General features: G+C 72.1%; 22 protein-coding genes. 6 read left to right on the forward strand and 16 right to left on the reverse strand.

The features are described 5' to 3' along the window. Positions 1 to 62 precede the first annotated feature (62 nt). A complete protein-coding gene (locus ABZ801_RS31250; protein WP_344949607.1) occupies positions 63 to 251 on the reverse strand; it encodes a hypothetical protein in 189 nt (62 codons plus the stop codon). Positions 252 to 349: 98 nt separating this feature from the next. On the opposite strand from ABZ801_RS31250, the gene ABZ801_RS31255 reads away from it, so the two are divergent. After that, entirely contained in the window at positions 350 to 784 is a 435-nt protein-coding gene (locus ABZ801_RS31255) for an archease (protein WP_344949610.1), read from the forward strand. 22 nt (positions 785 to 806) lie between these two features. On the opposite strand, the gene ABZ801_RS31260 is transcribed toward ABZ801_RS31255, so the two are convergent. Together ABZ801_RS31260 and ABZ801_RS31265 are read right to left on the reverse strand one after the other, a co-directional pair. Continuing rightward, positions 807 to 2,219 carry an RtcB family protein gene (locus ABZ801_RS31260; RefSeq protein WP_344949613.1) on the reverse strand — a complete coding sequence of 471 codons (1,413 nt, stop codon included), beginning with the start codon at positions 2,217 to 2,219 and terminating at the stop codon, positions 807 to 809. Continuing rightward, a complete protein-coding gene (locus ABZ801_RS31265) occupies positions 2,216 to 2,863 on the reverse strand; it encodes a dienelactone hydrolase family protein (RefSeq protein ID WP_344949616.1) in 648 nt (215 codons plus the stop codon). Before ABZ801_RS31265 ends, ABZ801_RS31260 begins: the two co-directional genes overlap by 4 nt. Before the next feature lie 139 nt (positions 2,864 to 3,002). Between ABZ801_RS31265 and def the strand changes: the two genes are divergently transcribed. Next, complete coding sequence (def, locus tag ABZ801_RS31270) at positions 3,003 to 3,521, forward strand: peptide deformylase (protein WP_344949618.1); 519 nt, start codon at positions 3,003 to 3,005, stop codon at positions 3,519 to 3,521. 25 nt (positions 3,522 to 3,546) lie between these two features. Here def and ABZ801_RS31275 read toward each other — a convergent pair whose 3' ends face one another. Both ABZ801_RS31275 and ABZ801_RS31280 read right to left on the reverse strand, forming a co-directional pair. Next, the gene (locus ABZ801_RS31275; protein WP_344949621.1) at positions 3,547 to 4,155 is read right to left on the reverse strand and encodes a DJ-1/PfpI family protein; all 609 of its coding nucleotides are present in this window, start codon (positions 4,153 to 4,155) and stop codon (positions 3,547 to 3,549) included. Continuing rightward, on the reverse strand, positions 4,152 to 5,120 hold the full coding sequence (locus ABZ801_RS31280) for a DJ-1/PfpI family protein (RefSeq protein WP_344949624.1): 969 nt from the start codon (positions 5,118 to 5,120) through the stop codon (positions 4,152 to 4,154). Before ABZ801_RS31280 ends, ABZ801_RS31275 begins: the two co-directional genes overlap by 4 nt. A 385-nt stretch (positions 5,121 to 5,505) precedes the next feature. On the opposite strand from ABZ801_RS31280, the gene ABZ801_RS31285 reads away from it, so the two are divergent. Continuing rightward, a complete protein-coding gene (locus ABZ801_RS31285) occupies positions 5,506 to 5,670 on the forward strand; it encodes a hypothetical protein (RefSeq protein WP_360704652.1) in 165 nt (54 codons plus the stop codon). Between the two features lie 96 nt (positions 5,671 to 5,766). Here ABZ801_RS31285 and ABZ801_RS31290 read toward each other — a convergent pair whose 3' ends face one another. The 9 genes from ABZ801_RS31290 to ABZ801_RS31330 all read right to left on the reverse strand — a co-directional run bounded on the left by ABZ801_RS31290 (position 5,767) and on the right by ABZ801_RS31330 (position 18,751). Then, positions 5,767 to 7,086, reverse strand: coding sequence for a tetratricopeptide repeat protein (locus ABZ801_RS31290; RefSeq protein ID WP_360704655.1), 1,320 nt, complete (start codon positions 7,084 to 7,086; stop codon positions 5,767 to 5,769). Between the two features lie 171 nt (positions 7,087 to 7,257). Beyond that, complete coding sequence (locus ABZ801_RS31295; protein WP_360704658.1) at positions 7,258 to 7,650, reverse strand: hypothetical protein; 393 nt, start codon at positions 7,648 to 7,650, stop codon at positions 7,258 to 7,260. A gap of 112 nt (positions 7,651 to 7,762) precedes the next feature. After that, positions 7,763 to 8,149, reverse strand: a complete 387-nt coding sequence (locus ABZ801_RS31300; RefSeq protein ID WP_360704661.1) for an SSI family serine proteinase inhibitor — start codon at positions 8,147 to 8,149, stop codon at positions 7,763 to 7,765. 465 nt (positions 8,150 to 8,614) lie between these two features. Continuing rightward, positions 8,615 to 9,694 carry a hypothetical protein gene (locus tag ABZ801_RS31305; RefSeq protein WP_360704664.1) on the reverse strand — a complete coding sequence of 360 codons (1,080 nt, stop codon included), beginning with the start codon at positions 9,692 to 9,694 and terminating at the stop codon, positions 8,615 to 8,617. Between the two features lie 475 nt (positions 9,695 to 10,169). After that, positions 10,170 to 10,469 carry a hypothetical protein gene (locus tag ABZ801_RS31310; protein WP_360704667.1) on the reverse strand — a complete coding sequence of 100 codons (300 nt, stop codon included), beginning with the start codon at positions 10,467 to 10,469 and terminating at the stop codon, positions 10,170 to 10,172. Between the two features lie 398 nt (positions 10,470 to 10,867). Continuing rightward, a complete protein-coding gene (locus tag ABZ801_RS31315) occupies positions 10,868 to 11,764 on the reverse strand; it encodes a sugar phosphate isomerase/epimerase (RefSeq protein WP_360704670.1) in 897 nt (298 codons plus the stop codon). A gap of 54 nt (positions 11,765 to 11,818) precedes the next feature. Next, a complete protein-coding gene (locus ABZ801_RS31320) occupies positions 11,819 to 15,265 on the reverse strand; it encodes a ThuA domain-containing protein (RefSeq protein WP_360704673.1) in 3,447 nt (1,148 codons plus the stop codon). Between the two features lie 490 nt (positions 15,266 to 15,755). After that, the gene (locus ABZ801_RS31325; protein WP_360704676.1) at positions 15,756 to 16,436 is read right to left on the reverse strand and encodes a carbonic anhydrase; all 681 of its coding nucleotides are present in this window, start codon (positions 16,434 to 16,436) and stop codon (positions 15,756 to 15,758) included. Positions 16,437 to 17,662: 1,226 nt separating this feature from the next. Then, on the reverse strand, positions 17,663 to 18,751 hold the full coding sequence (locus ABZ801_RS31330) for an alpha/beta fold hydrolase (RefSeq protein WP_360704678.1): 1,089 nt from the start codon (positions 18,749 to 18,751) through the stop codon (positions 17,663 to 17,665). A 163-nt stretch (positions 18,752 to 18,914) separates the two neighbouring features. On the opposite strand from ABZ801_RS31330, the gene ABZ801_RS31335 reads away from it, so the two are divergent. Beyond that, complete coding sequence (locus tag ABZ801_RS31335) at positions 18,915 to 20,390, forward strand: CYTH and CHAD domain-containing protein (RefSeq protein WP_360704681.1); 1,476 nt, start codon at positions 18,915 to 18,917, stop codon at positions 20,388 to 20,390. On the opposite strand, the gene ABZ801_RS31340 is transcribed toward ABZ801_RS31335, so the two are convergent. Further along, positions 20,387 to 21,436, reverse strand: coding sequence for an NUDIX hydrolase (locus ABZ801_RS31340; RefSeq protein WP_360704684.1), 1,050 nt, complete (start codon positions 21,434 to 21,436; stop codon positions 20,387 to 20,389). The two genes, ABZ801_RS31335 and ABZ801_RS31340, sit on opposite strands and share 4 nt — an antisense overlap. Then, positions 21,429 to 23,513 (reverse strand): RNA degradosome polyphosphate kinase, encoded by a 2,085-nt coding sequence (locus ABZ801_RS31345; protein WP_360704687.1) that lies wholly within the window; start codon positions 23,511 to 23,513, stop codon positions 21,429 to 21,431. Before ABZ801_RS31345 ends, ABZ801_RS31340 begins: the two co-directional genes overlap by 8 nt. Before the next feature lie 169 nt (positions 23,514 to 23,682). Here ABZ801_RS31345 and ABZ801_RS31350 point away from each other — a divergent pair, with 169 nt between their 5' ends. Both ABZ801_RS31350 and ABZ801_RS31355 read left to right on the forward strand, forming a co-directional pair. Further along, positions 23,683 to 24,129: a phage holin family protein gene (locus tag ABZ801_RS31350; protein ID WP_360704690.1), complete on the forward strand. Its 447-nt coding sequence runs from the start codon at positions 23,683 to 23,685 to the stop codon at positions 24,127 to 24,129. Further along, on the forward strand, positions 24,126 to 25,026 hold a 901-nt coding region (locus ABZ801_RS31355), incomplete at its 3' end, for a DUF3618 domain-containing protein (protein ID WP_360704693.1). The genes ABZ801_RS31350 and ABZ801_RS31355, both read left to right, overlap by 4 nt.

Genomic DNA, 25,026 nt, shown 5'->3' on the forward strand with positions numbered 1-25,026 from the left:
CCGCGATTGTGGTCGTCCTCGTCGGACCCCTGCAAGGCATTTCGGCGGGGACGCGGCATGGCTCAGACCGGTTCCGGCTCCGGCTGCGGGCCCGGCGGCACCGGCTCCGGCATGGGCTTGGGCGGCGGCATCGGGCCAGGGGGCTGCGGCTCGGGTTTGGGCGGGGGCGCCGGTGCGGGCGGTGCGGGCTGCGGCGCCGGGGAAGGATGCACCGCGCCGTGGGGACGGTTGGGCGTGCTGACGGCTGTCATGCCGTTCCTCCTCACTCTGCGCGTGTAAAGGATTCGGAAACCGCCCGTCCCCTCGCGCGGTCCGGCTAAACGAAAGGGGCCGGGGTAGTGGTGGACGCATGGCCGGTGAAACGAACGCGGCGTCCGGTCATCGGACGGTGCCGCACACCGCCGACCTCCGGATCGAGGCGTGGGCGCCGACGCGGGAGGGCTGCGTCGCCGAGGCCGTGGCCGGGCTGGTGGACGCGTTCGCCGACCGCGCGGGCGTCCCCCCGCTGGGCGAGCGCGAGGCCGAGGTCGGCCCCGCCGCGGACGCGGACCTGCTCGTCGCCGCGCTCGACGAGGTCATCTACCGGCTGGACGTCGCCGGGGAGCTCGTCCTCGCCGCCGACGTCACGGCCCGCGACGGCGACCGGCTCCGGTTGCGGCTGACGGTCGGGGACGTGAGCCGGGCCGAGGGGACCGGCGCGGTCCCGAAGGCGATCTCCCTGCACGGCCTGCGTTTCGCCGAGGACTCCGGCACATGGGCGTGCGCGGTGACGGTCGACGTCTGAGCCCGGCAGGGCGCTCGCGGGTTCAGCCCTTGACGACGCCCACCGGGACCAGCTTGGCGACCTTGCGGCACAGCCCGGCGCCCTCGCTCGCCTCGATGACGGCCGTGACGTCCTTGTAGGCGGCGGGCGCCTCCTCGGCGAGGCCGCGCCAGGACGAGGCGCGCACCGCGATGCCGTCGGCCTCCAGCCGGGCCCGCAGGTCACGGCCGCTGACGCCGCGCGCGGCCTGGTGACGGCTCTGCACGCGTCCGGCGCCGTGGCAGGTGGAGTGGAACGCCCGCCCGTCCGGAACGCCGGTGAGCACGTAGGACGCGGTGCCCATCGTCCCCGGGATCAGGACGGGCTGACCGACGTCCCGCAGGTCCGGGGGAAGCTCGGGGTGGCCCGGCGGAAACGCCCGCGTGGCGCCCTTGCGATGCACGCACACCCGGCGCCGCCGCCCGCCGATGCGGTGTTCCTCCAGCTTGGCGAGGTTGTGCGACACGTCGTACACCAGGTCGAGCCGCACCCCCGCGACCCGCTGGAACACCCGCCGCGCGGCCTGAGCCAGCAGTTGCCGGTTGGCGCGCCCGTAGTTGGCGGCCGCCGCCATCGCGCCGAGGTACGCGCGTCCGGCCGGCGACTCGACGGGCGCGCAGGCGAGCTGGCGGTCCGGCACGCGGATGCCGTGCCCGGGCATCTCCCGTTCCATGACCCGCACGTGGTCGGTGCAGATCTGGTGGCCGAGCCCACGCGACCCGCTGTGCACCATCACGCAGATCTGGTCGCGGCGCAGCCCGAACGCCCCGGCCACGGCCTCGTCGTACACCTCGGCGACCCGCTGCACCTCCAGGAAGTGGTTGCCGGAGCCGAGGCTGCCGACCTGCCCGAGGCCGCGTTCGACGGCCCGGGTCCCGACCTGCCCGGGGTCGGCGTCGGCGACGGCGCCGCCGTCCTCGCAGCGGTCCAGGTCGCGCTGGACGCCGTGGCCGCGTTCGACCGCGAACCGCGACCCGCCGGTGAGGACGCCGTCCAATTCCGCGGCGTCGCGGATCTTCCAGACGGCGCCCTTGCCCATGCCGCGCGGCACGGCGTGGTCGAGCGCGTCCATGACGTCCCGCAGCACGGGACGCAGCCCGGCGTCGTCGACGTCGGCGGCCAGCAGCCGCACCCCGCAGGAGATGTCGAACCCGACTCCGCCCGGCGAGACGACGCCGCCCTCGGCCGGGTCGGTGGCGGCCACCCCGCCGATCGCGAAGCCGTAGCCCCAGTGGACGTCCGGCATCGCGTACGACGCCTCGACCACGCCCGGCAGCGTCGCCACGTTCGCGACCTGCTCCAGCGCCTGGTCCGCCGCGTGCAGCAGCGCCCGGGAGGCGAACACCACCCCGGGCACGCGCATCCGGCCGGTGGGCTCGATCCGGTACCGGTACGGCCCGTCCTCCAGCAGCCTCATGGCCTCAGATACGCCGCGAACCACCGGGTGGCCAGCTCGGTGACCCGCTCCAGCGCACCGGGCTCCTCGAACAGATGGGTCGCCCCCGCGACGATCTTCAGCTTGTGGGTGACGCGCAACCGGTGCTTGGCCAGCTCGTTCAGCTCCAGCACCCGCGGGTCGTCGCCGCCCACGATCAGCAGGACGGGGGCCCGCACCCGCCCCAGCGCGTCGCCCGCCAGGTCGGGACGGCCACCCCGTGACACCACCGCCCCGACCGCGCCGGGCCGCTCGGCGGCGGCGGCCAGCGCGCCCGCCGCGCCGGTGCTGGCGCCGAACAGGCCGATGGGCAGCCCCGTGGTCTGGGGTTCCTCCCCCAGCCAGTCGACGGCGCCCACCAGCCGCCGCGTCAGCAGGCCGATGTCGAAGCGCAGCGCGGCCGACTCGGCGTCCACGCGCTCCTCGTCGGCGGTCAGCAGATCCAGCAGCAGCGTGCCGAACCCGGCGGTGTTCAGCCCGGACGCCACGGCGCGGTTGCGCGGGCTGAACCGCGAGCTTCCGCTGCCGTGCGCGAACAGGACGACCCCGTCGGCCCGGTCGGGCACCACGAGGTCGCCGTCCAGGGACGCGTCCGGGAGCGCGACCGTGACACCGGTGGTGATCATCGTCGTTCCCCGTGCTCTCGTACGGCCTGTCGTTTCGGACCGCCCTACCCGCGCACGGCCATCTCATGCGGGTGAACCGCCCGTGACGGCGGACATACCTGTTGCGCCTACGATGCAAGCGGACCGAGGGAGGGCTGGGATGGCCGGACAGGCGAAACCGATCACGCTGGTGGGCGAGCCCGTGCTGCACCGCCCGTGCCGCACCGTCAAGCACTTCGACGACGAGCTGGCGCGCCTGGTGGACGACATGTTCGCCAGCATGTACGCCGCCGACGGGGTCGGCCTGGCCGCCAACCAGATCGGCGTGGACCTGCGCGTGTTCGTCTACGACTGCCCAGACGAGGACGACCGGCCGCAGAAGGGCGTCGTGGTCAACCCCACGCTCGTCCTGCCCGAGCTCCCCGACCGGCACCTGGACGACGGTGAGGAGGGCTGCCTGTCGGTCCCCGGCGCCCACGCCCCCTTGGCCCGCCCCGACCGGGCCACCTGCCACGGCTTCGACGTCACCGGCGCCCCCGTCACCGTGGAGGGCACCGGCCTGCTGGCCCGCTGCCTGCAACACGAGACCGACCACCTGAACGGCAAGCTCTACATCGACCGCCTGCCGACCCGCGTCCGCAAGCAGATCCTCAAGGACTTCGAGGCCAACCGCCCCTGAGGGCCGGTAAGAGGCTGCCCGTGGTTCAGGCTCCGAGCGGCTCGTCGGCCAGGTAGGGCGGGGCGGGCTCGTACTGCACGTAGCGGCGGACGCGGCGCGCGTGGTCGCGTCCGTGCAGACGCCCCACCAGCCACAGCGCCATGTCGATCCCCGCGGAGACGCCCTGGCTGGTGACCAGGTCGCCGTCGACGACGTAGCGGGCGTCCCGGACGACGGTGACGTCGCCGAGGGCTTCCAGGGTGTCCTCGAACGAGAAGTGCGTGGCCACCCGGCGGCCGCGCGCGACGCCCGACGCGTGCAGCAAGGCGGCTCCCGTGCACACGCTCGTCACCCAGGTGGCCTCGGCGGCGGCCTTGGCGATCCAGCCGGTCACCGCCGGGTTGTGCATCTGGGTCTCGCGGGCGCCGTTGCCGCCGGGGACCAGCAGCACGTCCAGCGGCGGATGGTCGTGGATCGTGTGGTCGGGCAGCACGCGCATGCCCTTGTTGCAGCGGACGGGCCCGTCCTTCTCGGCGATCAGCACGACGGTGTCGGCGTCGTCGCGCAGCATCGAGGACACGGTGAAGATCTCCCACGGCCCGACGAAGTCGAGCTCCTCGGCCCGGTCGAAGATCAGCAGTCCGTAGGTGGTCACAGCGGCTCCCTCGTGGCTCGGAAACGTTCGCGGTAGTCGGACGGCGCCACGCCCACCTGGCGGTGGAACGCACGACGCAGCGTTTCGGCCGTCCCGAAGCCCAGGCGGCGGGCGAGCGCCTCCAGCGGCTCGTCCCCCTCGACCAGGGCCCGCCGGGCGGCCTCCACCCGGACCCGCTCCACGTACGCGGCGGGCGGCATCCCCAGCTCGGCGGTGAACCGGCGTTGCAGGTGCCGGGGGCTGAGTCCGGCGCGGGCGGCCAGGTCGGGGATGCCGTGCCGGGCCCCGGGGTCGGCGTTGACCGCCGCGACGGCCGCCCGGATCGGGTCGGTCGCCGGGCGCACCGCCCACAGCGGCACGCTGAACTGCGACTGGCTGCCCGGACGGCGCAGGAACAGCACCAGCTCCCGGGCGACGGTGTGCGCGACGTCGCGGCCGTGGTCGTCCTCCACCAGGGCGAGCGCGAGGTCCATCCCGGCGGTCACGCCCGCCGACGTCCACACCCGCCCGTCCCGGATGTAGATCGGGTCGCAGTCGACGACCGCCTCCGGGTGCTCCGCGCGCAGCTGCGCCTCCCGCCCCCAGTGCGTGGTGACCCGGCGTCCCTCGACGAGCCCCGCCGCCGCCAGCAGGAACACCCCGCTGCACACCGACGTCACCCGCCGCGCCGTCGCGGCCGCCGCACCGACCCATCCGACCAGCGCTTCGTCGTCGCGGGCCTGGTCGACACCGGTGCCGCCGGCCACGACGAGCGTGTCGACGCCGTCCGGCGCCAGGTCGTCCACCCCGTGCGCGGCGTGCACGGGCAGCCCGCTGTGCGTCCGGACGGGCCCGGCGGCGGACGCCACGATCCGGCAGTCGTAGCCGCCACCGGTGAGGCGGCCCGCGTACTGGAACACCTCATGCGGCCCGACCAGGTCGAGGGGCTGGAACCCCTCGTAGATGACGAAGACGACGCGGCGCATGCCCTCCAGGCTGGTCGCCCGCCGTCGATGGCGTCAACGACACGTACCCCACGGATCGCGCCATCGGCCGCCGTCCCCGCCCCCGAAAAAATGCCGCAATAACGGAGTTGACACCGAACGCCTCGATCACGCTAATATTCAGCGCATGGAGCTGTGATTCCTTCCGGGTTGAGCTGACCGCGGCGCATACGCCGCCCGCTCCCCTTCCCTCATCTCACCGGCCGTCAGGTCAAGCCCCTCACCTGCGCTGACGCCTGCCCGGTGCGTCTTTTCCACCCATCTTCACGGCCGTCCGACGCGTGTCCGCACCGACCCGCCTCGGCCTGCGCCGACATGTGTCGGCCTGTGCCGGCCGCTTTTCGAGCCTGCCCGGAGGTAATTCTTCATGCGCGCCATTCACCAGAACCCCGAGTCCGGCGACTTCTTTTCCAACGCCGGGAAAAAGAGCAAGAAGCGCAACAACGACCGCGACCCGAAGGCGGCCGCGTTCGCGCAGCAGCGCCGCAACGCCCGCCGGCTGCCGAACCGCCAGCTCCAGCGCGGTCGCTGACCACCGCCGGGCCGCCCGGGCTCCCCGCCCGGGCGGCCCGCCGTTCCACGGCGAAAGGCCGCGCGGGGGCCGGCGCCCCACCGCTGATGGGGTGGGTCAGGCCGGGCGGGCGTAGCCGTGCTGGACGAGCCACTGGAGCCATCGGGTGGCCTCCTCGTTGCGGCCCGACTGGGTCAGCATCTCCATCAGCAGGCTGATCGCCTCGACGTCCTCGGTGTCGGCGGCGCGGCGCAGCCACGTCTCGGCCTCGTCGAGACGGCCGGTCTCCTTCAGCAGCCTGCCGAGGTTGCGGAAGGCCGCCGGGACGCCCGCGTCCGCGGCGCCGCGCAACAGCGGCTCGGCCTCGTCGTAGCGCTGCTGGTCGAGCAGGTCGCGGGCGGCGGCGTTCATCGCGGGCGGGTATCCGGCGTCGGACGCCTTCAGCAGGTACGGGACGCCCTCGCGGTAGCGGCCCTGCCCGTTCAGCAGCACGCACAGATTGAACATCGCCGGGACGTGCCCGGCCTCGGCCGCCCGCCGCAGCCACGACTCGGCCCGCTCCGGGTCGCTTTCGACCAGGTCGTTTCCGAGGTTGTACATGGCGTCCCGGTGGCCGTGCTCGGCGGCCCGCCCGTACCAGTCGCGGCTCTCGGCCGCCCGTCCCGTGTCGCCGAGCAGAATCCCCAAGTTGAACATGGCCTGCGGCTCCCCGGCGTCGGCGGCCTGCCGGAGCCACCGCTCCGCCTCGTCCAGCCGTCCCGACTGCGCCAGGAAGACGCCCAGGTTCGTCACCGACAGCGCGCGGCCCGTCTCGGCGGCGGCCCGGTGCCAGCGCTCGGCCTCCTCCATGCGCCGCCCGGACGCGCACCACCGGGCCAGCTCCGTCATGGCCACGGGATCGCCCGCCTCGGCGGCCCGCGTGTACCAGCGTTCGGCCTCCTCCGCCTGGCCCGCCCGCTGCGCCGCGTCACCGAGGTGCAGCATCGACTCGGTGTCCCCGGCCTCGGCCGCCCGCCCGAACCACTCGCGCGCCTCGGCGTCCCGCCCGGACTCGGCGTACATGATCGCCAGGTTCACCATCCCGTGGACGACGCCCATCTCCGCCGCCCGGCGGAACATCTCCTCGGCCTCGCCCGCGCGCTGCGGATCGCGCACCAGCAGCGCCCCGAGATTGACGATGGCCTGCGCCTCGCCCGCGTCGGCCGCGGCCCGCAGCCACCGCTCGGCCTCCCCCGTGCGTCCCGCGCCGCCGAGCAGCGTGCCGAGGTACTTCATGGCCATCACATGACCGGCCTCGGCGGCGGTGGCGTACCACCGTTCGGCCTCCTCCGCACGGCCGTCCCGCTCGCACATCAGCCCGAGCTGCGCCTGCGCCTCGGCGTCCCCCGTCTCCGCGGCCACCCGGCACGCCTGCTCCTCATGCCACGTCCTGGTCATGCCGTCCCTTCTCGCGCCCGTCCGGATCCTCCCGGTCTACGACTCCGGCACCCGTGCCCGGGTTCCCCATGATCCGGACACCCAAGGCCACGCTGCGCCCTCGGCCGGGCGGCGCGATGACGGGACGCGTCCCAGTGCCCGTTCAAGCGGGGCCGAGCCGCCGTCGACTGCTCATCGGACGCGCGCCGAGGAGCGGAGCAGGGCGTCGAGACGGCTGACGACCGGGCGCCAGTCCTCGGGAAGCCGGTGGCAGCGGGTCGCGCGCCAGTCGCGGTAGGCGAGCGTGTAGGCGAAGTGGTCGGGGATGTCGCACCAGCGGCGCGATGACGTTCGCGTGGTGACGCCGTCGAGCGTCCGGCGGATGTCGCGGATCTGCGCATCGTCCAGCGTGAATTCGGCGGTACGTCCACGGCCGGTGGTGACCGTTCCGTCCCGATGGACGACGACCGTTTCCTGGACACCGGCGAATCCACCGCTGCGCGCGTACGAGACGAGCATTCCGGACGACGCCGGCGACGCCAGGGAAAGCGCCGCGACACCCGCGGCGGCAATATATGTGAACATCGATGAAAATACCTCGCACATTCCATGGCGAGTCGTCGGCGTGGAACCCCGCACACCTTCCACGCCGACGACTCGCCGACCCAGCCACCCCGGTGGGTCTTCCCGGGAAGCCTCAGAATTTGAACAACACGCCGCCGGTGCCGCGGATGGCCGCGCACCGGTTGGAATAGGTCCGGGCGTAGTCCCGCGGCCTGCCCTTCCAGGTACCGTGCGCGCGCACCCGCACGGGCGCGTATTCGAGCGTGCACCGACCGGGCCGCTCCGGCAGGCGCGCCACGTTTCCGTTGACACGTCGTAGCTGGTCACAGGCCCGTACCGGGTCGGGGTGCGACCCTCCGTCCGGTCCGCACCGCAAGCTGGCGCTCGCGACCCGGCCCGCGCCCTGCACCGGGGCGACGGTCAGCCGGTAGCCGCCGACCGGCTCCGTCGCCTCGGCGGCGGCCGGCGCCGCCAACGAAATCGACACCATTCCCCCGATGACGGCCAGCGTCTTCCGCACGCACATGTGGAAACTCCCTGGAATTCGCCTGCCGCGGTCTGCGACGCCCGACGCGGCGACATCCCGATTTGTGGTCGGGATGTCGCCGCCATGAAGGAGCGACGGCGGTCCGTGTGGCAGTTCCTTCCCACGGATCGGCCCGCCTCCCCGACCTTAGGAAGCCGATCGCCTCCACACAACCGGGAGTTTTGACCGCATACGGTCATCAGATTGATATTTGAACTTCGTTGACCAGTTCTGCAAAGTGAGCTGGGGATTTCCTTACTGAGACTTGTCAATGGGACCTTTGTCACTTCCGCCAATGGCCGGGGCGAGCGAGTCCGCCCCCTACGATGGTCTGATCGGCCGCGCCCGGCGGCCGGCCGTCGGCTTTCTCTGGGCACCGTCCACCGCAGCCCCCATCACCGCCGACCGCTCGCCGAGCGCAACATGAGAGCGGACGCCTCGTCATACAGATCGGACCCGTCACGGGGCGGAGATGCGCCAGACACGGATGGTGCCGTCGTCGTGACCTGTCACGACGACGGGCTCGCCGTTGATATCCATGGCGGTCACGGCCGTGGGGGCTTGCTCACCGGGAACGGCCGGCGTGCCGCCGAGCTGTTCGGCACGGGTGAGGTCCCAGATCCGGGGCGGGTCGTCCACGGCCTCGGTGACAGCGACCGCACGCCCGCCTAGCCGTGTGAGGGTGATCCCCTGGATGGTGCCGGCATGGCCGGACAGCGGCCCCCCTGCCGGCCGGCCGGTGGGCAGGTCCCACATCCGCAGTGTGTTGTCGTCGCCGGCGGTCAGGATCACTGCGCGACCGGCCACCTCGGTCAGGGCGACGGTGTGGACGGGGGCGCCGATCTGTCTGGGGCCGCCTACGGCCTCCCCGGTGAGGGCGTCCCAAACTTCGAGGTAGGGGTCGTGGCCGCCGGTGACGGCAAGCGGGCGGCCATCCACCACGGCGGCGGCCATCGCGCCGTTGTAGCTGCCCCGGATCTCCGCGACGCGTTCGCCGGACGCGAGCACCGAAACGAGCAGCACGCCGTCCTCACTGCTGCTGAGCACCAGCGGTCCGCGCTCGGAGGGGACGGTGGCCAGGGCGGTGACGCCGAGACCGTGCCCGGTCATGGTCTTGCCGATCTTCTCACCGGTGGCCAGGTCCCAGCAGCGGACCGCGCCGCCCATGTAGTCCTCGCCCAGCAGGGAAGTGAGGTCGAACCGGCCCCCGCCGGTCACCAGCACCGGGCGGCCGTCGAGACTCGTCGCGGTCAGCAGGGAGACGACCTCGTACGCGTCCGCCTCGCCCTTCTCGTCTTCGAAATCCTCGTCGTCCCAGATGGTTCCCTCGGCGTCGGGGACCGGGGCATCGGGTGCGGCGCCGTCGAGATCGATGGGGCGTCCGACGCGTTCGCCCGTGGTCAGGTCGCAGGTCCACAGGGAGCCGTCGCCGTGTTTGCCGATCACCGCCGGGGCGCCGTCCAGGACGAGAGGGACGAGGGCGTGGACGGCACCGCCGTCCGGGTCGGGGAAGGTCTGCAGGATTCGATGATCAGCCATGCGCCGGACCGTAGACCACGGCACCGACATGATCAGCGGAATGTGAAAGCCCATCGCATGGCGCATCCGTCCGCCTTGGAATCCACCGAGCGCCGCCCCCTCCGGGCGTTCCCCTAGGACGTCGATCCGGAGCGGCCTACGGCCTCCCCGGTGAGCGCGGGCGTGGCCACCGATGACGCCGAGACCGTGCCCGGTCATGGTCTTGCCGATCTCCTCACCGGTGGCCAAGTCCGCGCACGTCGTACCGTTCACTGCCACGATTTCGCGGGTTCCGGTCGGCCTTCCCCCGTGGACAGGGCCGTCACGGCCCCGTCCAGGCCGGCCGGAACCCGCGCCGCAGGCCGCGTTGCGCTCGCGATCAGCGAAGGCGGCCCTGCGGGCAGGTGCCCAGGCACGGAGGACTGCGGCGCCGTCACCGGCCACGCCGTATGGCGCGCCGACGGCTCCGCGGTCCGGCAGGCACCTGGGCGGTCAATCAGCCGGTTCCGTCGTTGACCCACAGGACCCAGGCGGGCCCTCCGGCGTCCGGATGACCGGGCTCGTACGAGCACCAGGCCCCGGTCGAGCCGTCGCGGATCGTGGCCGCGTCGGACTCACATGCCTGCCGTCCCGCCTCGGTCGGCGCGTAGGACCTGGCCGGATAGATGCCCTGTGCCGAGTAGTCACGGCCGGCCGGTCCCGTGTCGGCCGCCGCCGCTCCCGCCGTGATCACCGACGAGCCGATCGACAGGGCCGTCCCGGTGAGCAGGGTGGCAGCGAAGATCTTGAGCTTCATGTGCGCCTTTCTGGTGGCTGCGACAACAGCGACATCGCGCGCAATGCCGAAGCCGAACCTAGTGATCGTCGCTTGCGACTCGGCAACAGCTCACTTACGGCGCCCAGAACGGGACAGCCGGTGAGATCGCGGTGGCCACGCCGTGCATGCCCTCCGCCGGCGCGATCGAGGAGGGAGGTCGTCGCTGAGCGGCGGGCTCAGCAGCCAGATCATGGCGCCGTACGCGTCGCGTGCGGACGTGGGGATCGGCGTGACGAGGTCGCCGGGCGGTTCGGCGGCCTCCTGCCCGGCCCAGGCGCCGCGCCGACGGCTTGGACGCGGCGGAGGGCGCCTGGGCGTGGGACGCGAACGTCGTCCCTCGCAACCATCGGCTGCGAGAGACGGCGCAGGGGTGGACGTCAGAACCGGAGCCTGGACAGATAGTCGTAGCTGTTGCGGGCGCTCGCGAAGGGGTCAGCCGGCCGGTCGTGTTCGACCAGCCACTGCTTGACGCCGCCGCGCCGGGCCGACCGGAACATCGCCGCGAAGTCGAGGATCCCGGAGCCGACGTCGGCGAAGTCGCCGTCGGGCGCCATGTCCTTCACGTGCAGGGCCGGGAAACGGCGCGGATGGTCGGTGAAGTAGTCGGCCGGGTTCCCGCCGAGCTTCGCCGCCCAGTAGAGGTCGAGCTCGAAGCCGACGAGCGCCGGGTCGGTCTCCTTCAGCAGGATGTCGTAGAGCACCTCGCCTTCCACGGTCCTGTGGTCGGCGTCGTGGTTGTGGAAGAGCAGCTTGAGCCCGGCCCGCCGCGCGGCCAGCCCCGCCTCGTTGAAGAGCCGGGCGGCCTCCCGGTATCCCGCCGGGGTGCCCATCGACCCCGGCAGGCTGGGGATGACGATCCACCTGCCGCCCAGCGTGCGGACGTCTTCGAGGGCCTGCTCCCACCCGCCGTTGGTGATCGTGGTGAAGCTGACGTGTTCGAGGACGGCCTTGAGCCCGGTCGCGTCCAGCATGCGCCGGATCTGTGCGGCGTCGTGGCCGTGCCGGCCGCTCACCCCGACGGTGGCGTACCCGATGGCGGCGAGCTTCTCCAGGGTGCCCGCGAAGTCCTGGGCCAGCGGAGTGCGCATCGTGTAGAGGTGCATGCCGATGGCGCTGGGGGGAATGCGCCGCTTGCTCCTGTCGGCGTCGCCGAGTTCCTCGGCGTGCGCCGCCGTCGCGCCCGTGGTCAGCGTGGCCGCCGCGGCGGCACCGAGCGTCGCTCCGAGGAACGCGCGCCGCTTCAGACCCCTCTCGCCGGAGTCCCGTCCGTTCATGCTCCGCCACCTCTCCGTGTGAGCGTGTGATCCTTCGATGGCCGAGGGGGCATGTCAGGTGACCCTGACCTGGACCGCGCCGGTGGTCGTGTCGCCTTTGTCGTCGGTGACGGTCAGGTGAACGGTGTAGGTCCCCTTCCTCGGATAGGTGTGGCTCAGGCCGGCCCCGCCGTCCGCCGACGTGCCGTCGCCGAAGCTCCAGTGGTAGGCCGCGGCGGTTCGTCCCGGCGGCAGTTTCACGTTGCTCGCGAGTGACACGGTGAGGGGTGCGGTGCCCTCGACGGGCGTCGCCGTCACGGCCACGTTGCCGGTGGGACGCTTCTCGACGCCGGGTCCGTTGAAGTGCAGCCAGTCGAGCGCGAGGAGGTCGGGCTTGTCGGCCGACCAGTCCGGGTTGGTGAAGACCACGTAGAGCTTCACGGTCCGTCCGGGGTCGGTGAGCTTGACGGTCGGGGACACCACGTTGCCCCAGCCGCCGGTGTTCGGGATGGTCGCCTTGCCGAGCAGCGGCCCGGTGGGCGAGTCGGCGCGGAACTCGACGTCACCGCCGAGGCCGCCCGACGCCGCGCCGACGGTGACGGACGCGATGCCCTTGAGGTGCGCGGGGTCGAGGGTGATCCAGTCCCCGTGCTCGATCTCGGTGAGCCGCCTGCCGCCGGACGCGTCGGACCGGCTGCCGATCTGCACGCCGCCGCCTTCGCCGCCCGTGCCGGTGTAGTGCTCGGCCTCCCGGAACTTGGGCCGCAGGCTCAACGCCGCCGATCCGATGAGGCTCGGCACCCCGGGCGCGCCCTTGTCCTCGTACTGCGCGCTGATCGCGTAGTACAGGTTCTGCCCCGGGCCGTGGCTGTCACCGGGGTCGGTGACGATCTCGCCCGCGCACCCGGTGTAGTTGTCGAGGGGGTGCAGGTGGTTGTCGTGGCCGAGCTGCGACTGGACGACCACCCGGTCACAGTCGATGGTGCGGTCCTCGGGATCCGTCACCTTGATCTTGAACGGGACGGTGTCGCCGAAGTCGAACATCCCGCCGTTCGGCGGGCTGACGATGGTCACCTTGGGCCGGGAGTTGCCGACCGTGATGTCCTGGACGGCGACGCCGCTGAGGCCGTTGCTCTCGACCGTCAGGCGGGCGGCGAACTGGCCCTCGGTGGTGTAGGTGTGCGTCGGGTTCGCCTCGGTGGAGTCGGTGGTGCCGTCACCGTCGAAGTCCCACGCGTAGCTGATCGGTTTGCCGTCGGGCGACGCGGAACCCTCGCTGGAGAACCGCACCGTCAGCGGCGCCGGACCCGAGTCCGGAGTGGCGGAGACCTTCGCGACCGGCGGCCGTCCGTCCGCGACGTAGTCGATGCGGTAGATGCCGGCGCCGTTGTTGCTGCCGCCGCGTCCGGTCCCGCTGCCCTCACCGAAGTCGATCACATAGAGCCAGCCGTCCGGCCCGAAGTGCGCCTCGAACGGCTGGATCCAGGACATGTCGGGGAACACGGTGTTGATCGACTGAAGGTCGCCCTTGCGCGCGGGGGCGAAACGCGGATCGGTGAAGGTCTGCTCGTTCTGCTGGACGGAGAACGTCTTGAACCACCTGCGGGTGAGTTCGAAGGTGAGCCACTTGCCCTCGAAGTACTCGGGGAACTTGGTCTTGCGCGGGTTGGCCGGGTCGTAGTCGTACACCGGGCCGCTCATCGGGCCGCCGCCCCCGGTGCCGAGTTCGGGGAACTCCGCCGAGGCCGAGTAGGCGTACCACACCAGCGCGGGCTGCGCCGGGGGCAGATCGCGCAGGCCGGTGTTGTTGGGCGAGTCGTTGACGAGAGCCGCGCAGTCGAACTTCGCGCCCGAGGTCTGGGTCGCGAAGTCGTAGTCGTTGAAGGGGGTGTTGTTCCCCACGCAGTACGGCCAGCCGTAGTTCCCCGCCTTGGTGATGCGGTTGAACTCGACCGTCCCCTCCGGGCCGCGGTCGGGGTCGGCCTGGCGGGCGTCCGGCCCGTAGTCGGCGACGAGGAGCGCGCCGGTCAGCGGATCGACCGTGATGCGGAACGGGTTGCGCATCCCCATCGCGTAGATCTCGGCCCGGGTCCTGTCGGTGCCGGGCTCGAAGAGGTTGCCCTCGGGGATGTCGTACGTGCCGTCCGCCTGCGGCGTGATCCGCAGGATCTTGCCGCGCAGGTCGTTGGTGTTGCCCGCGGTGCCCTGCGCGTCCCAGGCGCGGCGGCCCTCGCGCTCGTCGATCGGGGCGAAGCCGTCGGAGGCGAACGGATCGGTGTTGTCGCCGGTCGCGACGTAGAGGTTCCCCTTGGTGTCAAAGGTGAGCGAGCCGGCCATGTGCACGTTGGCCCGTCCCTCACCACGCCAGGTGGGGATCGTCAGCAGCACCTTCTGCGACGCGGGGTCGACCTTGTCGCCGGACACGGTGAACCGCGACAGGTTGATGTGTTTCTCGACCTTGTCGGAGTGCAGCAGGTAGACCCAGTTGTTCTCGGCGAACCCGGGATCGAGGGCGAGCCCGAGCAGCCCGTCGGACTGGCTGGTCATCTCCGGCGAGTAGTCGAAGTCCAGGGCGGTGGTGACCTTCAGCGAGTCCTGGTCGACGACCTTGAGCTCGCCGGTCCGCTGGATGTAGAAGACCCGCCGGTCGGGCGCGACCGCCAGTTCGAACGGGTCGGCGAGGTCGTCGGTCACCAGCGGTACCCGCTGGAAGTTCCCGGTCTGGGTGGCCGCGCAGTCACCGGCGGCGGCTCCGGCCGCCCAGGTGATGCCGCCGAGCAGATGACGCAGGAACAGCGGTTCGGAGAACGCGGAACTCGCGTGGCCGCCGGCGGTGTACCAGGAGCGGCCGCCGTCGTAGCGCTGGCACCAGGAGTACGGGTGGTCGACGCCCTCGTCCAGGCCGTCGATCCCGTCCCGCACCTTGATCTGGGCGAGCGTGTGGACCTTGCCGGTCGGGTTGGTGCGCCAGTTGTACCACTCCTCGGTGCGCTCCCACAGTTCGGGAAGCCCCTTGGTGGAGGGGTGCGCCTGGTCCAGGACCTTGATCCGGCCGGTCTGGACGGCCGGGTGGCTGTCGAAGATCGCGCCGACCAGGCCCTCGTACCAGTCCCAGTCGCGCTCGCTGTCGGCCGCCGAGTGCAGGCCGACCCAGCCACCGCCGCCGCGGACGAACTTCTGCAGCGCGGCCCGCTGGTCGGCGTTGAGCAGATCGCCCTTCTCGGGTGAGGAGTTGGTGTTGTTGAAGACGATCGCCTGGAACCGTGCGAGGTTGTCGTCGGTGAAGGCGCCGGCGTCGTCCGTCGCCTCCACCTCGAAGCCGTGCTCGGCGCCGAGCTGACGCACGGCGGCGATTCCGGCCGGGATGGACTCGTGCCGGTAGTTCGTGACCTTGGAGAAGACGAGCACGCGGAACTGCGGAGCCTCGGCTCGTGCGGGGGCCACCCCGACGCCGAGGACGAGTGCCAGCAGGACGGTGATGACGGCGAACGGGGACAGGGGACGGCGGACGAGGGAGCTCATGGGCGCTCTCAAGGGGGTGGGGGCGGACGCTCATGGATGGAGTGCGGACGCTCGTTGAGAAAACGCTTTCCCGTCTGTTCTGCCCCAAAGTAAAGCTTCTGACCCGAAAACGGTCAATAGGGATCTTTCGCCGCCCACGTCCCCCCGACCACGCCAACGCCCCCCGCCTGGTGGGGGTCGTATGTCGCGCGTGGCACGACGGCCTCGGCCGACTCCCCCGAAGCCACCTGCGGGGGCGTGTCGTCGCATCGCGCGTGGGACGGCGGTTTCCGGCGGGCCGCCCGAGGCCACGTGCGGGGTGAGTGGGGGTTGGGGGCTGGGTGACCGGCGCGCCCGGCGAGTGCGTCGGGGCGCCGGTCGGTGCGGCCTCCAGGTCGGCGGGCGGCGCGGCCCGCGCTCTGCGCGTCCCTTTTTGGGGCAGCGCGCATTGACCGTTAGTAGTGATTGAAATGGTTATCGGACGCGGCTGTGCGTCCGGTTTCCCGAGGGGTCAGGAGGGGTTGAAGCCGACGGCTTTCAGGAGGGATACCTGACCGGTGTCGAGGCTGTAGTACGTGCCGGCGATGCCGAGCTCGCCCTTCTCGATGAGCGACGCGAGGACGTCGTCGGCGGCCAGGTCGTTGACCGTGCGGAGCGTGTGCGCGCGGACCGTCTTGTCGACGATGTCGCCACCCTGTCCGGCGGCTTCTTCGTAGGCTCCCCGCAGCGCGCTCACGATCTCGTCCAGGTGCCCCGGAAGGTGATGGCCGCTCTCGATCGCCTCGACGGCGGCCTTGACCGCGCCGCAGCGCTGATGGCCCATCACGACGATCAGGGGGGTGCCGTTCTCCACCGGGCCGTACTCGATCGACGCGGTGACCAGGCCGTCGACCGTGTGCGCCCCGGTGCGGAGGCAGAACAGGTCGCCGATTCCCTGGTCGAACACGATCTCCGGAGAGATGCGGGAGTCGATGCAGGTCACGACCGCGGCGAAGGGGGACTGGGCCTGCGCCACCTCCGCACGCCGATGGACGGTCTGGTGGGGGTGCTGGAGTCTGCCGGCGATCCAGTGGCGGTTTCCTCGCCACAGCTTCGCCCACGCCTGCGCCGGGGTGAGCTTGACGGGCGAGGAAGAGGTCGCCGGGCTGGGATTCGTCGCCGCGTGGGCGGCGCCGGTGCCCGCCGTCGCCACCGCTCCTAACGTGGCCAGACCGGTCCAGAGTGCTCCTCTGCGCGAGTACTCACGCATTGCTGTCGTCCATCCTTTCGACAGGCCGACTTGTTCGATGAGTTTCGGCAGGCCGGAGCAAGCCTGCCCGGGGTGGGGCGGCCTGGCCGAAAATGACCGCCTTACTTTATAGCGATCTTTTGGCCGTCGACTTACCTACTACTTGTTTTGTATAGATCTGCCAGCTCACACCGTTCATCGCGCGCCACACCACCCGACTTGGGCGTTGATTCGTCACCGTTGGTAGCGAACGAACAACGAAGCGCTGATCAGAATCGCATTCAGTGATAAAATGTATGCGGAAGGCATCCGTCGGCTCGTGGTGAGCACTTCCGGTTCCAGCGCCGGGAGTGGCGACTACGCGGACATTTGCCAAATCGGCGAATGCGCCCCCTAGGCCTCGTTGCGTAGTCCCGTGCCGATCGCGGCCGCACAGTGAGAGCCCAGGCCAGCACCTGGAAGGTGAGGCCGTCGTGAGTCCGCGCTGGTCGGCGCCCAGCTTGAGGACGTGCGGTCGGCATTCCGAGACCCGGGCGCCTCCATCGCGGCACTCGCACGTCCACCGTCCGTATCGCACGGGCCGACCTGCTGCCCGTCCCATCGGCACGGTAGACCGGCGGTAGCCCCCAACAGCGAGCACCAGGGGCCTACCTTGCGGCTCGCCGGTGCTTCAGGATTTCCAGGACACTACGGGACGATTCCAGGATGCAGCCCCGCGTCGGCGGCTCGGCCGGATACAAGCATCCGTCGCAGTGGTCGGGGAATGCGCAGCAGCTGGTGGGTGAGGCGCGTTCGACTGGTCCGGAGAATCCACGACCTCGCGGCCACGGCGACTGCGCCGCCTACCGCGCTGCCCGCGCGCTCGGGCTGCTGCTGCTCCCGCTCTCGCTCGGCCGCCAGGAGGGCTGGCCGACCTGGACCTGGGCGTGCCTCGCCGGCGCCGTGCCGACCGCGGCCGCGACGCTGCGCCGGCAAGGCGCACTGGCCCGGCGTGGTGGCGAACCGATCATCGATCCCGGCCTGTTCCGCAACCGCCGCTACACCATGCTGCTCACCGCCGGCGTCCTCTACCGGATCTACTTCGGCGGTTTTCTGTTCACCCTCACCCTCCTGGTGCAGAGCGCCCTCGGCGCCGGCATGCCGGGGGTCCGGCTTTGGGAGGTGGTGGGCGCGGCATCCGGTCGGGAGTGTCAGCCGCTGAGGAACGTGGTGACTTCGGACAGCAACTGGGAGCGGCCGCGTGCGGGGCGGTCCAGGTGGACGTGGTGGATGGCGCCCGGCAGGGTGACGGCGCGGGTCCGGGGAGCACCGGTGAGGTGGTCCATCAGGCGGGTGACGTCCTCGGGACGGGACCAGAAGTCGCGTTCGCTGCGGACGACCAGGGTGCGGGCGTCGATCAGGCTGGCGTCCCAGAACTGGCGTCCCTGGGCGAGGTAGAAGGCGTCGACCAGGGGGCCGGTGGGGTTGCGGAAGCCGGGCGGGTCGCGGTCGTCGCTGGTGGGGTCGGCGCGGAGGGCCTCGCGCTGGTAGGCGGCGCGTACGCGGGGGTCGCGCCACTGGTCCTTGTCGGGGATGGGGATGTCCTGGTCCCAGCGTGCGGTCAGGCTGTCGGCGGTGACGGCGCGCCAGGCGGGCATGGGACGCGGGTGGCCGGGACGCTCCGGGTCCTCGTACTCGTCCTGCAGCGACCAGCGGGACGTGCCCGAGTACAGGGAGTTGTGGACGACCAGGTCGGAGACCTTCTCCGGGTGGAGCGAGGCGTACATGCCCGCCCAGTGTCCGCCGGTCGCCCAGCCGTACACCGCCACCTCGGGGACTCGGGCTCGCGAGCGGACGAGGTCGACGGCCGCGTCCACGTCCCGAACGGCCTCGTTGGAGCGCACGGCGGGCGGGTTGGCGGACGGCTCCTGGCCGAACGAGCGCGGGTGGACCGAGCGGCCGTATCCGCGCACGTCCATGACGTAGACGGGGTGTCCGGCGCGGGCGATGTCGCCGGCCAGTGAGCCGCCGGGCACCGGCAGGTCGAAGGTGGCGACGCCGCCGGGCCGGGCGCCGTGCACCAGCAGCACCGGGACCTTGCCGGTGTGGCGGCGCGGCAGCACCTCGCGGACGAAGATGCCGCCGCGGGCGTGCAGGTCGCGGCGGCGGAGACCGTCGTCATCCGTGGACGGGGCGGACGTGGACGCGGCGGACGTGGTGGCGGGCGCGGGGGGTGAGCCGGCGAGGGCCAGGCCTCCGGTGAGCAGGAGCGCCAGGCCGAGCGCGAGCGGGCGTCTCAAGGGAGCACCGCCTTCCTGGTGGGGAGATCAACTCGGCCATGACAGCAACTCCCGGCGAAAGCCGGACTAAAAGGAATTACTGGTGTTTTGCCTGGTATGTCCGTTCATTTTCCGGTGCCATCCTGGCAACATGAGATTCACCGCGACGTAAGGACGTGATGCCGTGGCCGCGCAGCATGTGGAGGTCGAGCGCAAGTACGACGCGGACGCCGGCTTCGGGCTGCCGGAACTGTCCGGCCTGCCCGGGGTGGCCACCGTGGGGCGGGCGCGGTCGCACCGGCTGCACGCCACCTACTTCGACACCGACGACCTGCGGCTTTCCGCGCACGGCATCACCCTGCGGCGGCGGCGCGGCGGCGATGACGCGGGCTGGCACCTGAAGATGCCGGTCGGCCCGGACAGCAAGATCGAGACCCGCGCGCCGCTCGGGCGGGCGCGGGTCGTCCCGGCCCGGCTGGCGAACCTGGTGGCCGCCTACACGCGCGGCGCGGCGCTGCGGCCGGTCGCCACGCTGGAGACCGAGCGGACCGTGCTGCCGCTGCTGGACGAGGACGGCGCGGTGCTCGCCGAGGTCGCCGACGACGCGGTCACCGGCCGCGTCCTGCGGGACGACCACGACACCGCCGCGTCCTGGCGGGAGATCGAGGTCGAGCTGGGCACCGGGGAGCCCGGGCTGCTCAGGGCGGCGGGCAAGCGGCTGCGCAAGGCCGGGGCGCGGCGGTCGGCGTCGTCGTCCAAGCTGGGACGGCTGCTGAACGGCGCCGTCCCGCGGGCCCCTCGGGAGCCGGCCGACGACGGGTCGGCGGGCGCGGCCGTCCGGGCGTATCTGGCGGCCCAGGTCGCGGCGATCCTGAGGTACGACCCGAAGGCGCGGGTGGCCGAGGAGGACGCGGTCCACCGGATGCGGGTCGCGGTGCGCCGCGTGCGCAGCGCCCTGCGCAGCTACCGGCCGCTGCTGGCGCGCGAGCGCGTCGATCCGCTGCGGCCCGAGCTGCAGTGGCTGGCCGAGGTGCTCGGCGAGGTCCGCGACCTCGAGGTGCTGCGCATGCGGTTCACCGCGCGGCTGGACGAGCTGGGCGTCGGCGACGCCGGACGGGAGTGGCTGGACGAGCTCGCCCGCAAGGAGAGGTCGGCGTACCGGCGGCTCAACGCCGCGCTCAAGGAGCCGCGCTACTTCGCCCTGCTGGACGCGCTGGAGCGTCTCGTCGCCGACCCGCCGCTGACCGACCGCGCCGCCCGCCGGGCCGCCAAGGAACTGCCGGTGCTGGTGGCCCGGGCGTGGCGGCGGATGGAACGGGCGCACGCCGCGATCACCACCGCCGAGGACGCCGACGTGGCGCGGCACGAGACCCGCAAGTCCGCCAAACGGGCCCGTTACGCGGCGGAGCTGGCCGTCCCGGTGCTCGGGGAGACCGCGACGCGGGCCGCCCGGGACGCCAGGAGCGTGCAGGAGGTGTTCGGCGGCCACCAGGACGGCGTGATCGCCATGGCGCACCTGCGGGAGATCGCCGCGGGCGTGCGCACCCCGGCCGAGGCGTTCACCATCGGCGTGCTGTACGGGGTCGAGCGCTGCGAGGCGCAGACGTCGCTGGACGGCCTGGAACGGACCTGGCAGCGGATCGGCGCGCCCGCCTTCTAGCAGGAGTGGCGTTCCAGCGCCGCCAGGGTCGGCGTCGTGCCGTCGCCTGACGCCGACACGTGCACCGCCCAGAACGCCCCCTTGTCGAGCGCGGGGTCGTCGGGCTCCTTCTCGCCCAGCTCGCGGCACAGGAAGGTGATCAGCTCGGACACGATCTCGCCGTGCGTGCACACCACCAGCGGCTCCGGCGCGGGCGCCCCCTCGGTCGCGACCGCCAGGTCGAGCAGGCGCGCGCACGCCCGCCCGGCGTCGGTGACGCCGACCGTGAACGCCCGGTCGGTGACGACCTCCGAACCGGTGCGGCGCGCGTACGGCAGCAGCGTCTCCACGCAGCGCGCCGTCGCCGAGCTGACCAGACGCCCGGGGCCGTAGGCGAACAGCAGGTCGGCCAGCGTCCCGGCCTGGGCGAGGCCCGGCTCGTCCAGGTGCCGCAGCTCGTCCGGACCGTTCCACTCGCTCTTCTCGCCCGCCGTGGCGTGCCGCAGGATCACCAGCGGACGCGTCACCAGCGGCCCGGCGGCGAACTCGCGCAGCAGGTCGACGTCCAGCGGGTAGGTGAGCCGCCGCTCGGCCTCGGCCACCGGCAGCCAGACCAGCTCGTCGACCTCGTCGTTCGGGGTGAACCTCGCCGACGACACGGCCCGCGCCGCCCAGTAGTCGACGTACTTGGTGCGGCCGTCCTTGGGATAGACGCGGGTCGGCAGGCGGCGCCCCAGCCGCGCCACGACCCCGGTCTCCTCCTCCACCTCGCGGACCGCGCCGCGCAGCGCGTGCTCGTCCCGTTCCAGCTTGCCCTTGGGGAACGACCAGTCGTCGTGCCGCGGACGGTGGATCAGCGCCACCTCGGGGACGGGCGCGCCGTCGGGGCCACGGCCGTCACCCGGGCGCCACAGCACGGCGCCCGCCGCGCGGATGGGCGGCCGCGTCACGGCCGGGCCGGGTTCGCCGGGACCCGGTTCCCCGGGGGAGCGGGGGCCGGCGAGGTTCGGCTCCCCGGGGGAGTGGGGGGTGCCGAGTACGGGTGCGTCGGGGCGGGGGTCATCCATCGACGGTCCTCCAGCGGCGGCTGCGGACCAGGTGCGTCTGGATGTCCAGCAGCTCCCCGTCCACCATGGCGGACCGGCGCGTCCACGTGCCGTCGCCGTCAAGCCACCAGGTCGCGGTGTCGTCGTCCATGGCCAGATCGATCAGCCGGACCAGGTCGGCCCGGTGCGACCGATCGGTCACCCGGACCAGGGCCTCGACCCGCCGGTCCAGGTTGCGGTGCATCAGGTCGGCGCTGCCCAGCCACACCTCCGAGTCGCCGCCGTGCTCGAAGGCGAACACCCGGGAGTGCTCCAGGAACCGGCCCAGCACGCTGCGCACCCGGATCGTCTCCGACAGCCCCGGCACACCCGGGCGCAGCGCGCAGATGCCGCGCACCCAGATGTCGACCGGCACGCCCGCCTGCGACGCCCGGTACAGCGCGTCGATGATCACCTCGTCGACCAGCGCGTTGCACTTGATGCGGATGCGGGCGGGCCGGCCGGCGCGGTGGTGCTCGATCTCGCGCTCGATGCGCAGCACCAGCCCCGACCGCAGGCTGTGCGGGGCCACCAGCAGCCGCTTGAACGAGGTCTGCCGCGAGTAGCCGGTCAGGTGGTTGAACAGTGCGCTGACGTCCTCGCCGACCTCGCGGTCGGCGGTGAGCAGCCCGAAGTCCTCGTACAGCCGCGCGGTCTTGGGATGGTAGTTGCCGGTGCCGATGTGGCAGTAGCGGCGCAGCGTGCCGTCGGCGTCCTGGCGCACCACCATGGCCAGCTTGCAGTGCGTCTTCAGCCCGACGAACCCGTACACCACGTGGCAGCCCGCCTGCTCCAGCTTGCGCGCCCAGGCGATGTTGGCCCGCTCGTCGAACCGGGCCTTCAACTCGACCACCACGACGACCTGCTTACCCTCCTCGGCCGCTTCGATGAGCGCGTCCACGATCGGCGAGTCGCCGCTGGTGCGGTAGAGCGTCTGCTTGATCGCCAGCACGCGGGGGTCGGCGGCGGCGTCCTCGATCAGCCGCTGCACGGTGGTGGTGAACGAGTCGTAGGGGTGGTGGACGAGCACGTCGCGTTCGCGGATGGCGGCGAAGATGCCGGCGTCGGCCGCGATCGCCTCCTTGGACGGCACGAACGGCGGATACTTCAGCTCCGGGCGGTCCAGGTCGGCGATGGCCGCCATCCCGGCCAGGTCCAGCGGGCCGTCCACCCGGTAGATCTGGTTGTCGTCGATGGCCAGCTCGGTGGTGAGGAAGTCCAGCACCTCCTGGGAGATCGAGCTCTCCACCTCCAGCCGGACCACCGGGCCGAAACGGCGGCGCAGCAGCTCGCGTTCCAGCGCCTGCAGCAGGCCCTCGCTGATGTCCTCGTCGATCTCCAGGTCCTGGTTGCGGGTCACCCGGAACGCGTGGTGCTCGACGATCTCCATGCCGACGAACAGCTGCCCGAGATGGGCGGCGATCACGTCCTCCAGCGGGGTGAACCGGTTGGGGGACGCCTCGATGAACCTCGGCAGCAGCGGCGGCACCTTCACCCGGGCGAACAGCGTGCCGTCCCGTTCCGGATCACGGACGATCACGGCCAGGTTGAGCGACAGGCCGGAGATGTAGGGGAACGGGTGCGCCGAGTCGACCACCAGGGGGGTCAGCACCGGGTAGATCCGGTCGCGGAACAGCCGGCGCAGCCGCTCCTGCTCGGTCTGCGCCAGCTCGTCCCAGCGCAGGATGTCGATGCCCTCCTTGGCCAGCGCGGGGCAGATCTCCTCGTGGAAGGCCACCGCGTGCCGCAGCATCAGCTCGTGCGCGACGGCGGAGATGCGCTCCAGCACCTCGCGGGGCTGGCGGCCGCTGGCCGACTGCACCGCCAGGCCGGTCGCCATCCGGCGGGCCAGCCCGGCGACCCGCACCATGAAGAACTCGTCGAGGTTGCTGGCGAAGATCGACAGGAACCGCACGCGCTCCAGCAGCGGCAGCCCGGGGTCCTCGGCCAGCTCCAGGACACGCTGGTTGAACCGCAGCCAGCTCTCCTCGCGGTCCAGATAGCGATCTTCGGGCAGCGCTTCCTCACCCCGTCGGGCGTGTCCTGGTTCGACCGTCATGAGTCAATGGTCCCTGGTCAAGGTGAACGTTGGTGAAACGCTGGCGTTTCACCTTGTTGTCGACAATCAGGTGATCCCCGCTGTTCCCCCTGATCACTCGCTGTCGCCCCGTTAGGTCCCCTGGTGAGCGGGTATCGACAGCTTCCCGTGCAAGGGAGGCGACGTTGCGATGTCCGAACAACTGACCGAGCGACGTGTCGGTGACGTGACCGGGCGACATGTCGAAGACCTGGCCGGAGCCTCGACCGCCGAGCTGATCCGGCACCTCAGCGAGCAGAGCGCCCGCCTGGTGCGCGAGGAGCTGCGGCTGGCCCAGCTGGAGCTGCGGCACAAGGGCGGCCGCGCCGCCAAGGCCGCCAGGATGTTCGGCGGCGCCGGAGCGTTCGCGCTGTACGGCGGCGGCGCCCTGGTCGCGGCGGCGGTGCTCGCCCTGGCCCTCGTCCTGCCCGCCTGGGCGGCCGCGTTGATCATAGGCGGCGTCCTGTTCGTGGTGGCCGGGCTGATGGCCCTCCAGGGCAGGTGGCATCTGCGCCTCGCCACGCCCCCGGTCCGCACCGCCGACAGCGTTCGGGCCGACGTCCACGAGATCCAGCAACGCACCAGGGGCAGGCGATGACCACTTACGACCGTGATCCGCAGGTCGCGGAGCAACAGCACATCATCGAGGAGACGCGCGCCGAGCTCGGCGCCACCGTGGAGGCCCTCGCCGCGCGCGCCGACGTCAGGGCCCGCGCCCAGCAGAAGGCCGGCCAGCTCAAGGCCAGGGCCCGCGAGGCGACCCCGGAGGCGGCCGTGCACGCCGCCGAAGGCGCCCGGCGCCACCCGCTGACCACCGCCGCCGGCGCCACCGCCGCGGGCGTGGCCGCGTACGCCCTGGTCCGCGGCATCCGCGGCGGCACCATGCGGCCCGGCGGACGCGGCGCCATCACGCGGCGGCGTACGCCCGGGATCTTCGGGGGGCCCGCGGGACGCGGCGTCCTCGGCGGCGGGGGGCTCGGCCGGGGCGGCACGCTGCCGCGACGCATCCCCGCGCGCCGGGGCAACGCCCTCCAACGCGCGCTCGGCATCACCCCGAGCGGCCCACTGGGAGGCCGCCTTTCGCAACGCCGGGGCAACACTCTGCAACGCGCGCTCGGCATCACCCCTAGCAGGGGCACGTTCGGGGGACGCACCACGCTACGCCGGGGCACCCCTCTGCAACGCGCCCTGGGCATCAGCCCTGGGGGCGGACTGCTGAGCGGCAGCTACACAGGACCCATGCGACGCGGCACCCTTCCACGCCGCACCTCACTACACCGAGGCAACACCCTGCAACGCGCCCTCGGCATCACCCCCAGCAGGAGCACGTTCGGAAGCCGCATCTCGCCGCGCCGCGGCAACGCCCTCCAACGCGCCCTCGGCATCACCCCCAGCAGGGGCACGTTCGGAAGCCGCATCTCGCCGCGCCGCGGCAACGCCCTCCAACGCGCCCTCGGCATCACCCCCAGCAGGAGCACGTTCGGAAGCCGCATCT

This window comes from Actinomadura sp. NPDC047616 (assembly GCF_040642915.1).
Lineage (GTDB): Bacteria > Actinomycetota > Actinomycetes > Streptosporangiales > Streptosporangiaceae > Spirillospora > Spirillospora miaoliensis.